Raw genomic sequence first — 13,615 nt, forward strand, 5'->3', positions numbered from 1 at the left:
ACAGCATAAAAAACAATATTCCATGAACCACACCGTTACCCTGCCCGACCAAACCACCTTTGCCGCCAGCGACGGTGAAACCGTTTTAGCCGCCGCCGCCCGACAAAACCTCAACCTGCCCCATTCCTGCAAAAGCGGCGTATGCGGGCAATGCAAAGCCGAACTGGTCAGCGGCGATATTCAAATGGACGGACACTCGGAACAGGCTTTATCCGAAGCAGAAAAAGCGCAAGGCAAGATTTTGATGTGCTGCACCACTGCGCAAAGCGATATCAGCATCAACATCCCCGGCTACAAAGCCGATGCCCTACCCGTCCGCACCCTGCCCGCACGCATCGAAAGTATTATTTTCAAACACGATGTCGCCCTCCTGAAACTTGCCCTGCCCAAAGCCCCGCCGTTTGCCTTTTACGCCGGGCAATATATCGACCTGCTGCTACCGGGCAATGTCAGCCGCAGCTACTCCATCGCCAATTCACCCGACCAAGAAGGCATTTTGGAACTGCACATCCGCAGGCGCGAAAACGGTGTCTGCTCGAAAATGATTTTCGGCAGCGAACCCAAAGTCAAAGAAAAAGGCATCGTCCGCATTAAAGGCCCGCTCGGTTCGTTTACCTTACAGGAAGACAGTGGCAAGCCCGTCATCCTGCTGGCAACCGGCACAGGCTACGCCCCCATCCGCAGCATCCTGCTCGACCTTATCCGCCAAAACAGCAGCCGCGCCGTCCATTTCTACTGGGGCGCACGTCATCAAGATGATTTATATGCCCTCGAAGAAGCACAAGGGTTGGCATGCCGTCTGAAAAACGCCTGCTTCACCCCCGTATTGTCCCGCCCCGGAGAGGGCTGGCAGGGAAGAAAAGGCCACGTACAAGACATCGCGGCACAAGACCATCCCGACCTGTCGGAATACGAAGTATTTGCCTGCGGCTCTCCGGCTATGACCGAACAAGCAAAAAACCTGTTTGTGCAACAGCATAAGCTGCCGGAAAACTTATTTTTCTCCGACGCATTCACGCCGTCCGCATCATAATTCCCCGGTATAGTGAAAGGGCAGTAATTATGCAAAAAAAAATAATACTTTCTTTAAAAGAAAAAATAGAGAGTATAGGTAATAATGTAGATCATATCTTACTCGCAACTTTAATTCTTAAATGGTTACATGATTATCCTAGTTTAGAGAAAGAATTTTTAGATCACTATTCAAATATTTCTAAATTTATGAATATAGAAATTTTAGATATCCCTAATTATCCAATAAAAAAATCACTAATTAGTTTTTACGATTTAAAAGCTCTTAAACGGGAAATAGATATTTCCATGCAAAGAAAAAATTCATATATTTATCAATCGCTACAAAATTTTTTAGAGAATTTATTTATTATTCAAGAACCAGATATGGAATGTAATATTTGCCATGGCACCTATGGTTTTGATTTATGGAAGGAAATCGAGACTAATAGATTAGTTTATTGCTGCAAAACATGTGCATTCTCAGAATATGTTAATGGGGAATTTAGAAATAATGAAAATCACCTTACCATTCCAACAAATGATGATTTGAGTTTATTGAATACATAATTAGTAGAATAAAATGAAACAACGTAATCAAAAAACTAAAATTTGGACAGAGAATGAAGTTGAGCAGTCATTAAATGAATTTAATGATATTTTGCTTAATAATACATTTCTTATTGATGATTTAAAAAAGAAGTTTTTAGCAACAAGTGCCTATTGTTTATCTCTACTTCCGGAAGAAGAAGATATATATGAAATATTAGTCAATGGCACTAAAATTGTAAATTTAGAATTTAACAAGCATGCAAATACATCATATATTACAAATGTAATTGATATTGATGAGTATATAGAAACATTAAATAATGAAGCTTGCAAATTATTTTTTAGGTTGGCAAAAAAAATTGGTATGCAGAATATAAATATTTAGTCTGCGTAGCCTGTGCAACATACTAATCGTGAAATGGTAGGGTGTGCATTCATGCATACGCGGTTTGGGCTTCACGGAATTTTATTTCAGGCCGTCTGAAAATACTGCGTGGGTAACAAGTTGCCCACCCTGCGCGTACTTGCCGTGTATGCTAAAAATGACATTACTATCAGCTCAGGCATCCATACCGGCCAAGTTATAGAATAAGTTATAGAAAACCATGTTTACATTTTTCATCATGAGAAGCTTAGGACTGAATTAAATCTTGTTTTAGATAACCTCAAAAAGAGGATTCGGGCTTTCCGTTCGGAACACAAAAAACTTCCTGTCCGTGTTTTCCCGTGAAAAAATGCCGTCTGAAACCCAATTCCGGCTTTCAGACGGCATATGTTTTTTCCTGTTCAAGGCGACAGCCGCTCGCGTATCCAGCCGCCATCCAGCAAACGGTATTGGATGCGGTCGTGCAGCCTGCTCGGCCTGCCCTGCCAAAACTCAATCAAATCGGGAATCACAATATAGCCGCCCCAATGCGGCGGACGCGGCACGTGCAAAGGATGTTTGAGTCCAACCGCCGCCGCCTTTGCCACCAATACTGCCTTGTTCGGAATAACCTCGCTCTGCGCACTTGCCCACGCACCCAAACGGCTCTGATACGGGCGACTCTCAAAATATTCGTCCGACAACTTCTCAGCCAGCCTTTCAACACGCCCTTCCACGCGCACCTGACGCTCCAGCTCCGGCCAAAAAAACGTCATCGCCGCAAATGGATGAGCATCCAGCGAACGCCCCTTGCGGCTGTGATAATTCGTAAAGAAAACAAAACCTTCAGAATTAACTTCCTTCAGCAGCACCATACGGCTGTTAGGCCTGCCGCGTCCGTCAACCGCCGCCACATTGACCGCCGTCGGCTCGTTGACCTGTGCGCGTACCGCCTCGTCCAACCACCGCTCGAACTGCTCGATCGGATTGTCGGCGCAATCGCCTTCCGACAATTCCCGTTTGCTGTAATCTTCCCGAATATTGTGCAAATCCATTTACCGCTCCTCTTGTCATTTGAAAGATTCTACTCCCGCACGCAAACCGATTTCAACCGTTGCACAAACTTTGTCCCCAAAGCCACAGCGACGATTTCATCCACAAACACGCCGCATAAGGTACAATATCGAACCGTCCGACTGAGGACGGCATTTTATCAACCCGTCCTGCCGCACACGCCGCAGAAGAACCGCCTTATCAGGCGAGTTAGGAAAAATGATGTCCAAACAGCCCACCAGCAAACGCCAATGGCGCGACGGCGCAGCCCCGTCTGCCAAGAAAACCGCCAAACCCTTCAAAAGCAAAGCCCGTCCCAAAGGCGAAACGCGCAAAACCGCCGCCCAAGCTTACGGACAAAAAGCTTCAGACGGCATCAAGCCACAAAACGCTCCCAAGCAGCGTGCCGCCAAAGCCAAAAAACTCGTCGTCCGCAATCCCAACCAAAAAATTATGGAACACGCGCGCGATTTGAAAGAACGCCGCAGCGACCTGTCGCGCATGGAACCCGAACGCCTGCAAAAAGTGCTTGCCGCGTCCGGCGTAGGCTCGCGCCGCGAAATGGAAGAATGGATTACCAACGGCTGGGTAACGGTCAACGGCAAAACCGCGCAACTGGGCGATAAAGTTACCCCCGACGACCACGTTACCGTCAAAGGCAGCATCATCAAACTCAAATGGGCGGACCGTCTGCCGCGCATCATCCTGTATTACAAACAAGAAGGCGAAATCGTTTCCCGCGACGACCCGCAAGGCAGGGTCAGTATCTTCGACCGCCTGCCGCAGGCCGCCAGCAGCCGCTGGGTCGCCATCGGACGCTTGGACATCAACACCAGCGGACTTCTGATTCTCACCACCTCCGGCGAACTCGTCCAACGGTTCGCCCACCCCAGCTTCGAAGTTGAACGCGAATACGCCGTGCGCGTACTGGGCGGGCTGACCGGCGAACAAATGCGCGTCCTCACCGAAGAAGGCGTGATGCTCGAAGACGGCTTGGCAAAAGTCGAACGCATCCGCGAACAAGGCGGCGAAGGCGCGAACAAATGGTACAACGTCGTGATTAAAGAAGGCCGCAACCGCGAAGTGCGCCGCATTTTTGAAAGCCAAGGGCTCACCGTCAGCCGCCTCGTACGCGTCGGCTTCGGCCCCATCGGACTACCCAACCGCCTCAAACGCGGACAGTTCTACGAACTCAACCCCGCCGAAGTCGCCAACATCCTCAAATGGGCGGAAATGCTGCTGCCGGGCGAATACCGCCGCAAAAAAGCCTAAACCCGCCAAAACACAAAAATGCCGTCTGAAACACCTGCTGTTTCAGACGGCATTTTGTTCGGGCGTTTTCAGGAGAAAAGGTCGAGTGCTTTGACAAAGACCATCACCACGCCGTAGGCGAGCGGTATGACGGCCAATGCCCAACGCCACCAGACCGATATGCCGCCGCCGGAAACTTTTTCGCCCACAAGGTAAGCGTCGGATATGGCGGTTTCGTCGTCGGGGTTGCCGCTGCGTGCGGCGGTTTTGATGTCTTTTTCGTGGTGTTTTTCGTGTACGGACTTGACGGCGAGGTTGCACAACAAACCGATAATCAGCAGGCCTGCCATAATGTACATGGTTACGCTGTATGCCTGTGCCGCCGGTATGCCGCTGTCGATTTGGCTTTGGCGTATGTAATTGACCAGTACCGGGCCGATGACGGCGGCGGTTGACCAGGCCAATAGGATGCGCCCGTGAATCGCGCCGACCTGATAGGTGCCGAACAGGTCTTTCAGGTAGGCGGGAATGGCGGCAAATCCGCCGCCGTACATGGAAATAATCACGCAGAAGCCGATGATGAACAGGGCTTTGCTGCCGCCCTCGCCGATGGAGGGAACGGCGAAATACAGCAGCGAACCGAGTACGAAGAAGATGGTGTAGGTGTTTTTGCGTCCAATTTTGTCGGAAACGCTCGACCACAAAAAGCGTCCGCCCATGTTAAACAGGCTCAGGAGGCTGACGAAACCTGCCGCCGCACCTGCGCCGACTGCCGCCTGCCTGCCTACGGAGGTTTCGGAAAAAAGTTCCTGAATCATCACGGATGCCTGACCCAATACGCCGATGCCGGCTGTTACGTTCAGGCACAATACCCAGAACAACAGCCAAAACTGCGGCGTTTTCATGGCTTGGGACACGTTGACATGATTGCTGCTGACCAGCTTGTTTTGCGTTTTCGGCGCGGTATAGCCTTCAGGTTTCCAGCCGTCGGCAGGTACGCGGATGGTAAACGCGCCGAACATCATCAGTGCGAGGTAAAGCAGGCCCAATACGGCAAAGGTTTCAACAACCCCGACTGAAGTGGCGTTTGAAAAGGCATTCATCAGTGATACGGAAAGCGGCGAGGCCAGCATTGCGCCGCCGCCGAAACCCATAATCGCCAAACCGGTCGCCATACCCGGCTTGTCAGGAAACCATTTCATCAGTGTGGAAACCGGCCCGATGTAGCCTAAGCCTAAGCCTACGCCGCCGATGACGCCATTGCCCAAATAAAGCAGGAAGAGGTTGTGCGTACTCACGCCGAATGCGGATACGAAGAAGCCCAGGCTGAAACAGCAGGCGGCGGCAAATATGGCTTTGCGCGGTCCTACCCGTTCCATCCATGTGCCGAACAGGGCGGCCGACGCGCCCAGCATCGCGAGTGCGATACTAAAAATCCAACCTACGGTCGTCAGCTTCCAATCTCCGGCCGCCGATTCGCTTATGCCGATAAGTTTGGTCAGCGGCGCGTTGAATACGGAATAGGCGTAAATCTGCCCGATGGCAAGGTGCACCGCCAATGCTGCGGGCGGTACGAGCCAACGGTTGAAACCCGGCTTGGCAATGCTTGCCTCACGGTCTAAAAACTTCATAACATCCTCTTTCTGTCAGTTGAAAAATAAAATTTCATTTGCCCAATGGAAACTTATTGAAAATTATATAGTGGATTAACAAAAATCAGGACAAGGCGACGAAGCCGCAGACAGTACAAATAGTACGGAACCGATTCACTTGGTGCTTGAGCACCTTAGAGAATCGTTCTCTTTGAGCTAAGGCGAGGCAACGCCGTACTGGTTTTTGTTAATCCACTATAAAAAATATCGGGTCGGTTTTTTATCCTCCCCAAGATGCCCCGTCTGAAACATTTCGGGTGTACGGAGAGGTTTCTGTTTTTTCCGATAAATTCCTGCGGCTTTTCGCTTCCGGATTCCCGCTTTCGCGGGAATGACGAATTAAAGATTATCTTAAGGTCAAGGGACCGGATTCCCGCTTTCGCGGGAATGACGGCGGCGGGTTGCTGTTTTTTGTTTATAAATTTCTGTAACTTTGAATTTCAACCATCTTCAATAAATTATCGAAACGTATCAATCGTCATTCCCGCGTAGGCGGGAATCCATCCAGTTCGTTCGATTTCGTTTTTTTTAAGTTTCGAGTAACTTCTGACTCGTCATTCCCGCGCAGGGGGGAATCCATCCACTTCGTTCGATTTCGTTTTTTTAAGTTTCGAGTAACTTCTGACTCGTCATTCCCGCATAGGCGGGAATCCATCCACTTCGTTCGATTTCATTTTTTTAAGTTTCGAGTAACTTCTGACTCGTCATTCCCGCGCAGGCGGGAATCCGGTTTTTTGAGTTTCAGTCATTTCTAATACATTCCCACCACTTTTCGCTTCCGGATTCCCGCTTTCGCAGGAATGACGGCAGAGGGGGAACTGTTTTCCGATTGGGTTTAAATGCAATCAAACAAATCCTGCTGCCCTTGTTCTTTGCTTACGCGCACGTCGGTTTCGCCGTCGGCAAAGGTAATGTGCAGCTTCTGCCCCTGCTTCAAAACATCGGCGTTGCGGATGACTTGTCCGCGTGTGTTTTTGACGACGGAAAAGCCGCGCTCCAGAATGTGCTGCGGCGAAACGGCTTCGAGCAATGCGGCTTGGGCAGCCAGACTTTGGCGGCGGCGGGCGAGCAGTTGGCGGAAGGCGTGCGACAAGGCCGTCTGAAAGCGGTCGATGTCTTGCCGGTAAACGGAAATATCGGGGCAGCAGTGTTGCAGTGCTTGGGTTTGGCGTTCGAAACGGGCGGTGTGGGCGCGGAGGTTTTGCGTCATCGAGTAGGACAGCGTTTGCGCCAGTTTGTGGATGTAGGTGCGCTGTTCGTCGAGTTTTTGGCGCGGATGACGGATTTGCCGCGCCAGCCAGTCGAGTTTTTGGCTGGCATCGAAATAGCGTTGTTCCAAAACGGTTTTCAGACGGCCTTGGGCTTGGGCGAGGCAGTGCAGCGATTCTTGGCGGTTGGGGCTGACCAGTTCCGCCGCGCCGGTCGGCGTGGGCGCACGCACGTCGGCAACGAAATCGGCGAGCGTGAAATCGGTTTCGTGTCCCACGCCGCTGACGACCGGAATCGTGCAGGCTTCGATGGCGCGCACGACCGGTTCTTCATTAAACGCCCACAAGTCTTCGATGCTGCCGCCGCCGCGACAGACAATCAACACATCGCATTCGGCGCGTTGCGATGCGGTTTTAATCGCTTTGGCAATCTGAAACTCGCTGCCTGTGCCTTGTACGGGCGTCGGATAAACGATAACGGGGATTTCGGGCGCGCGGCGGTTTAAGGTAGTAACGACATCGCGCAAAGCCGCCGCCGCCAGGCTGGTTACGATGCCGATACATTGCGGACGGGCGGGCAAAGGTTTTTTGCGTTCCGCCGCAAACGCGCCTTCCGCCTGCAACTGCGCCTTCAACCGCTCGTAGGCTTCGTAAAGCTGCCCCAAACCTTTGAGCCGTACCTCGTTCACCGTAATCTGAAATTCGCCCCGCGCCTCGTAAATGCTGATTTTCCCTGATACTTCGATATGGTCGCCTTCTTTCAAAGGCTTCGCCAAACGCGCCGCCGCACCTTTGAACATCGCGCAACGTACCTGCGCGCGGCTGTCTTTGAGCGAGAAATAATAATGTCCGCTGGCGGCGCGGGTCAGGTTGGACACTTCGCCGGCAATCCACAAACCGGCAAGGTGGTTTTCCAAAAGACTTTTGGCAAATGCGTTCAACTCGGAAACGGACAACACGTCAGAATGAAAAAAATCAGACATCGAATCAATCAAATAGTAGAAAATATGAATATGTTTTGAAGCCTAAGGCGGCATTAATCGGTCTAAATTGTCAACAATATTATAACATGCACCATCTTGGCGGCCGCTTTTTTCCATATGACTTTTTTAAGCGTAGGATAGAAAAAATGTTCATAAATTTGCCTGCAATCTATTCAAATTGAACCGCCGACAAGCTATGATGCGGGTATTTCCGACAGGAGGAACCATGGATACGCAAGCGGTTATCACACATATCGCCCGATGGTTGGACGAATACGCCGCCCGGGCAAATGCAAAAGGGTTTGTCGTGGGCGTTTCCGGCGGCATCGATTCCGCCGTCGTCTCCGCACTCGCCGCCCGCACCGGTCGCACCACGCTGCTTCTGGATATGCCGATACGCCAACACCCCGACCAGCTTGAGCGGGCAAGGCTGCACATCCGCAATCTGCAACGGCAATATGCCAATGTAAGCGCGCAAACGGTCGATCTGACCGACACCTTCCAGACCTTTGAGCAAACCGTCGGCATTCATCAGACGGCATTTGACAATCAGCCGCTTTCCCTCGCCAACGCCAGAAGCCGCCTGCGTATGCTGACCCTGTACTACTACGGGCAGATACACGGACTGCTGGTTACAGGGACAGGTAATAAAATTGAAGATTTCGGCGTGGGATTTTTTACTAAATACGGCGACGGCGGCGTGGACATCAGCCCGATTGCCGACCTGACCAAAACACAGGTTTACCGGCTTGCCGAAGCATTGGGCGTGGACGAGGCGATTCAAAAAGCCCCGCCGACCGACGGCCTGTGGGATACGGAACGCACCGACGAGGAACAGATGGGCGCAAGCTATCCCGAACTGGAGTGGGCAATGGGCGTGTACGGCACGCGCAAACCTGAAGATTTTGAAGGGCGGCGGCGCGAAGTTCTGGAAATCTATACGCGGCTTCACCGCGCGATGCAGCACAAAATCAACCCGATTCCCGTGTGCCGCATTCCGCCCGAATTGCTGGGCTGAAACATGAAAATGCCGTCTGAAACGGAAAACCGTATTTCAGACGGCATTGAAATATCCGACTCCTATCCCTTAAGAATCGAGTACGCGGGCAAACAGAATATCGTTTTCCAAATGAATGTGGTCGTTCAAATCCTCCACCATTTCTTTGGCCAAAGCGTAAAGCCGCGTCCAGCTTCCGCAGGCTCCTTCGGGCGCTTGGAAATTATCGGTCAGCTCTTTGAGCCGTGCGATGGCGCGGTCGTGTTCTTCATGTTCGTGCATCATCACGCTGATGGGCATCGCCGCACCCCGGCCGACACCCTGATTAATCATCGGAAACAGCATCCTTTCCTCTTTCATCATATGCATCAGCAGTTCGTTCTGCATATAGGCAAGCAGCTCGGCGATTTCCGCCGGAAAGGTGTCGGCATGAACTTGGGCCACTTTTTGCGCCAGCGGCACCAATTCTTCAAATTGTGCACGGTGTACATTGTGGTAGCGTTGCAGGATATGATCGACAGTCACACCAAAGGGAGCAGTTTCCCAAACGGAAAAATCAGTCATGGCAGGGTTCCTTTTATAGGGTTTTAGGGTTTATTTTTAACATTCATATTTTAAGAATCTATTTAAACAAAGCATACACCGCCCGCGCGCTTCTGTACAGCCTCAAACATATTTATTACATTTTGATAATAAAAGTAATTTTCAGAAATATAATGCGACCCGTGCCGTCGGATGAATTTGCAAAGACGATGAGGGCGGTACAAAAAAACTATTATCCGAACATCCCCCTTGAAACTTTTGCGTTCAAGCCCTATTCTGCACACTATCCCACTAATCCAAACCTAAAAGGAAAATTTGATGAGCAGCGAATTGATTGTACACACCAGCGATGCCGCTTTTGAAAAAGACGTTTTAAATGCAGATATCCCCGTCCTGCTGGACTTTTGGGCTCCGTGGTGCGGCCCCTGCAAAATGATTGCCCCTATTTTGGACGACATTGCCGCCGAATTTGAAGGTCGTCTGAAAGTGGTCAAACTCAATATCGATGACAATGAAGCCACCCCGTCCCGTTTCGGCGTACGCGGTATTCCGACCCTGATGGTGTTCAAAAACGGCGAAGTCGTCGCCACCAAAGTCGGCGCATTGGCAAAAGGTCAGCTGACTGCCTTTGTTGAGGCTTCCATCGCCTAACGGCAATATGAAAAAAAGCCGCCGGAATTTAATCCGACGGCTTTTTTTGTTTTAAGCCTTTTTACGGATTTCCCAACACTGATGGATTTTTTTGTTGCGGAAATCGTCGGGAACGGATTGTTTGGAAATGTCTTTGACGGCGTATTGTTCCGATACCAAGTCGTCTAAGACGAAGCTGCGCAGGTTGTTGGAAAAGTACAAAATGCCGTCTGAAGCGAGCAGCTTCACCGCGCCGTCAATCAGCTTTTTGTGATCGCGCTGAATGTCGAGGATGTCGGACATTTTCTTGCTGTTGGAAAAACTGGGCGGGTCCATCACAATGAGGTCGAACTGCCTGCCTTCCCCATATGCCGTCTGAAGATATTGGAACACGTCGGCGCGAACGATTTTATGCCGTTCCGTATCGATACCGTTCAATTCAAAATTGCGTCTCGCCCAACCGAGATAAGTGTTGGACAAATCGACAGTTTCGCTGGATGCCGCGCCGCCGGTCGCCGCATAGACGGTGAAGCTGCCGGTGTAGGAAAACAGGTTCAAAAACCGTTTGCCCGCCGCCGTTTCGCCGACTTTTTTGCGCGTGTTTCGATGATCCAAAAAAAGCCCCGTATCCAAATACTTATCAAGGTTGACCCAAAACTTGCGGCCGTTTTCGGTGATGACGAAATCGTCGCCCGCCTTTCCGGTTTTCTCGTATTGCTGCAAACCTTTTTGGCGTTCGCGGCGTTTGAGGTGGATTTGTTCGGGCGCAAAACCGGTTACGAAACCAATGGCTTCCAAGACCTCGGCAAGCCACGTTTCGTATTCTTCGGGCCGCATCAGCCAGCCGGTATCGTATTCCTGAAGGTGGATTTGGTCGCCGTAAACATCGACAGCGAAGGGGAATTGGGGAATGTCGCGGTCGTAAATGCGCCAGGCTTCGATGCCGTTGCGTTTCGCCCATTTCATAAGGTGTTTGATGTTTTTGCCCAAGCGGTTGGCAAACGGTGTGATGTCGGTCATTGATTTCAGGCGGAATAAAGTGGAAAACGGCAATTTTACTGTAATTAACGCCCGATTGCTTGACCGTTTCGGGCAAACCCTATACCATCCGCCGCTTATCTTGTCATACGAAGCCATCGCCTTCCAACCTAAACCGCCCTTACGGGCGCGTTTCTTTTGTTGCTTTGATTTTACAAAGCGTATCTGTGCAGGTTGCCGTCGATGTAAACCACAAGCAAGCCGCTTGCGACAACCCTGTAACTTCACATTCCCCGTATCGTTACCCTTCCCTGCTTCAGGCCGTCTGAACCTTTCGGACGCGGGCGTTGTTGTCTTCCAAGGATAGCCATGTCTATTAAATTTGCCGATTTGAACCTCGATAAAAACATCTTGTCCGCCGTCAGCAGCGAGGGTTACGAAAGCCCGACCCCGATTCAGGCGCAAGCCATTCCGTTTGCTTTGGAAGGCCGCGACATCATGGCTTCGGCACAAACCGGTTCCGGCAAAACCGCCGCCTTCCTGCTGCCGACCTTGCAGCGGCTGACCAGCCGCAGCGAAAAACCGGGCAAAGGCCCGCGCGCGCTGGTGTTGGCACCGACCCGCGAACTGGCGGCGCAAGTCGAGAAAAACATGCTGGCGTATGCCAAAAATATGCGCTGGTTTCGCACCGTCAGCATCGTCGGCGGAGCGTCTTTCGGTTATCAAACCCGCGCCCTGAGCAAACCTATCGATCTGATTGTCGCCACTCCGGGCCGCCTGATGGACCTGATGCAAAGCGGCAAAGTCGATTTCGCCCGCTTGGAAGTGCTGATTTTGGACGAAGCCGACCGTATGTTGGATATGGGCTTTATCGACGACATCGAAACCATCGTGGAAGCCACACCGAGCGACCGTCAGACTTTATTGTTCTCCGCCACTTGGGACGGCGCGGTCGGCAAACTGGCGCGCAAACTGACCAAAGACCCTGAAGTCATCGAAGTCGAACGCGTGGACGACCAAGGCAAAATCGAAGAACAGCTGCTGTACTGCGACGATATGCGCCACAAAAACCGCCTGCTCGACCATATCTTGCGCGATGCCAATATCGACCAATGCGTGATTTTCACGTCCACCAAAGCCATGACCGAAGTCATCGCGGATGAGTTGTACGAAAAAGGTTTCGCCGCCAACTGCCTGCACGGCGATATGCCGCAGGGCTGGCGCAACCGCACGCTGATGGATTTGCGTAAAGGCCGCTGCAAAATTTTGGTTGCCACCGACGTTGCCGCACGCGGTATCGACGTACCGACCATTACCCACGTTATCAACTACGACCTGCCGAAACAGGCGGAAGACTACGTTCACCGCATCGGACGCACCGGCCGTGCCGGCCGTACCGGTATTGCGATTACTTTTGCCGAAGTGAACGAATACGTCAAAGTCCACAAAATCGAAAGATACATTAACCGCAAACTGCCCGAGCTGACCATCGAAGGCATAGAACCGACCCGCAAGCGCAAATCCGCAGGCGGCAAGCCGAAAGGCAAAGGCGGCCGGGGCGATCGTAAATCCGGCGGCCGGCGCGGCGATCATAGACCGGGCAAAGAAGGCTTCGGCGGCAAAACGCGCGGCGAAGGTTTCAAGAAAGAAGGCTTTAAGAAAGATAGTTTCAAAAAAACCGGCGAAGGCTTCAAAGGCAAACGCAAAGTCGGCGATTCTTTTGCCGGCAAAAGCGAACGCCGTTACAAAGACCGCTAAGCCCCAACCTGCCGCATAAACCAATGCCGTCTGAAACCGATTTCGGGTTTCAGACGGCATTTTTGTATAGCGGATTAACAAAAATCAGGACAAGGCGACGAAGCCGCAGACAGTACAATAGTACGGAACCGATTCACTCGGTGCTTCAGCACCTTAGAGAATCGTTCTCTTTGAGCTAAGCCGAGGCAACGCCGTACTGGTTTTTGTTAATCCACATTATTCTAAATCAAGGATCTTATCTAAATCAAAGGATTGCTGCCATTCGTTTATGAGGACTTGTATTCAATACAAGTCCTAACATCTTAATCATGGCGCAGCGTATAAGCGTGGATTTGCAGCCCAATCTATACTTTCTGATTCTATTCATTAAGCCATTATGCTTATTCCTCAATCACGGTTTCCACCACCGAATGAATACTTTTAGGCAATTGCAAAAAAGCATTCCAAGCAATTAAAGCAGTTTTAAAAGTATGCAGCGAACAGCTTAAATCAGGCCAGCCGTCTTCTTCATCAAATTCGTTGTGATAGAAAACTACTTTTTCAGCAGAAATATCCCAGCAAAAACCTTGTCCACCTCCTGAATAAACTTCATTGGGATTATTTTCTGCTTGATGGATAAATTCTAAATTTTCATC

Annotated in this window: 12 protein-coding genes and 1 pseudogene; 7 read left to right on the forward strand and 6 right to left on the reverse strand. The window is 50.9% G+C overall.

Translation table 11 applies throughout. The features are described 5' to 3' along the window. Positions 1-22: 22 nt before the first annotated feature. Genes Q9J80_RS09770 through Q9J80_RS09780 form a run of 3 tightly spaced genes read left to right on the forward strand, consistent with a single transcriptional unit; the run spans position 23 to position 1,948 of the window. A complete protein-coding gene (locus Q9J80_RS09770; RefSeq protein ID WP_301672908.1) occupies positions 23-1,033 on the forward strand; it encodes a 2Fe-2S iron-sulfur cluster-binding protein in 1,011 nt (336 codons plus the stop codon). 29 nt (positions 1,034-1,062) lie between these two features. Further along, positions 1,063-1,581: a hypothetical protein gene (locus Q9J80_RS09775; protein WP_301672907.1), complete on the forward strand. Its 519-nt coding sequence runs from the start codon at positions 1,063-1,065 to the stop codon at positions 1,579-1,581. A 13-nt stretch (positions 1,582-1,594) separates the two neighbouring features. Continuing rightward, positions 1,595-1,948 carry a hypothetical protein gene (locus Q9J80_RS09780; RefSeq protein WP_301672906.1) on the forward strand — a complete coding sequence of 118 codons (354 nt, stop codon included), beginning with the start codon at positions 1,595-1,597 and terminating at the stop codon, positions 1,946-1,948. Between the two features lie 401 nt (positions 1,949-2,349). Here Q9J80_RS09780 and pdxH read toward each other — a convergent pair whose 3' ends face one another. Beyond that, complete coding sequence (gene pdxH, locus Q9J80_RS09785) at positions 2,350-2,982, reverse strand: pyridoxamine 5'-phosphate oxidase (RefSeq protein WP_002219133.1); 633 nt, start codon at positions 2,980-2,982, stop codon at positions 2,350-2,352. A 220-nt stretch (positions 2,983-3,202) separates the two neighbouring features. Here pdxH and Q9J80_RS09790 point away from each other — a divergent pair, with 220 nt between their 5' ends. Further along, positions 3,203-4,252, forward strand: a complete 1,050-nt coding sequence (locus tag Q9J80_RS09790) for a pseudouridine synthase (protein ID WP_301672928.1) — start codon at positions 3,203-3,205, stop codon at positions 4,250-4,252. A 68-nt stretch (positions 4,253-4,320) separates the two neighbouring features. On the opposite strand, the gene Q9J80_RS09795 is transcribed toward Q9J80_RS09790, so the two are convergent. Both Q9J80_RS09795 and xseA read right to left on the reverse strand, forming a co-directional pair. Next, positions 4,321-5,862, reverse strand: a complete 1,542-nt coding sequence (locus Q9J80_RS09795; RefSeq protein ID WP_301672905.1) for an L-lactate MFS transporter — start codon at positions 5,860-5,862, stop codon at positions 4,321-4,323. An 856-nt stretch (positions 5,863-6,718) separates the two neighbouring features. Beyond that, positions 6,719-8,074: an exodeoxyribonuclease VII large subunit gene (gene xseA, locus Q9J80_RS09800; RefSeq protein WP_304671687.1), complete on the reverse strand. Its 1,356-nt coding sequence runs from the start codon at positions 8,072-8,074 to the stop codon at positions 6,719-6,721. A gap of 196 nt (positions 8,075-8,270) precedes the next feature. Between xseA and nadE the strand changes: the two genes are divergently transcribed. Then, positions 8,271-9,092: an NAD(+) synthase gene (gene nadE, locus Q9J80_RS09805; RefSeq protein ID WP_301672903.1), complete on the forward strand. Its 822-nt coding sequence runs from the start codon at positions 8,271-8,273 to the stop codon at positions 9,090-9,092. Positions 9,093-9,161: 69 nt separating this feature from the next. Here nadE and dnrN read toward each other — a convergent pair whose 3' ends face one another. Beyond that, complete coding sequence (gene dnrN / locus Q9J80_RS09810) at positions 9,162-9,635, reverse strand: iron-sulfur cluster repair protein DnrN (RefSeq protein ID WP_301672902.1); 474 nt, start codon at positions 9,633-9,635, stop codon at positions 9,162-9,164. 297 nt (positions 9,636-9,932) lie between these two features. Here dnrN and trxA point away from each other — a divergent pair, with 297 nt between their 5' ends. Then, positions 9,933-10,265, forward strand: a complete 333-nt coding sequence (trxA, locus tag Q9J80_RS09815) for a thioredoxin TrxA (protein ID WP_003674588.1) — start codon at positions 9,933-9,935, stop codon at positions 10,263-10,265. A gap of 51 nt (positions 10,266-10,316) precedes the next feature. Here trxA and Q9J80_RS09820 read toward each other — a convergent pair whose 3' ends face one another. Continuing rightward, entirely contained in the window at positions 10,317-11,264 is a 948-nt protein-coding gene (locus tag Q9J80_RS09820; protein ID WP_301672901.1) for a class I SAM-dependent methyltransferase, read from the reverse strand. Between the two features lie 327 nt (positions 11,265-11,591). On the opposite strand from Q9J80_RS09820, the gene Q9J80_RS09825 reads away from it, so the two are divergent. Next, on the forward strand, positions 11,592-12,980 hold the full coding sequence (locus Q9J80_RS09825; protein ID WP_301672900.1) for a DEAD/DEAH box helicase: 1,389 nt from the start codon (positions 11,592-11,594) through the stop codon (positions 12,978-12,980). Positions 12,981-13,360: 380 nt separating this feature from the next. On the opposite strand, the pseudogene mafI reads toward Q9J80_RS09825, so the two are convergent. Next, positions 13,361-13,615, reverse strand: a pseudogene (gene mafI / locus Q9J80_RS09830) (protein MafI); the annotation flags it as partial.

It is taken from the genome of Neisseria blantyrii, assembly GCF_962747855.1.
Taxonomy (GTDB): domain Bacteria; phylum Pseudomonadota; class Gammaproteobacteria; order Burkholderiales; family Neisseriaceae; genus Neisseria; species Neisseria viridiae.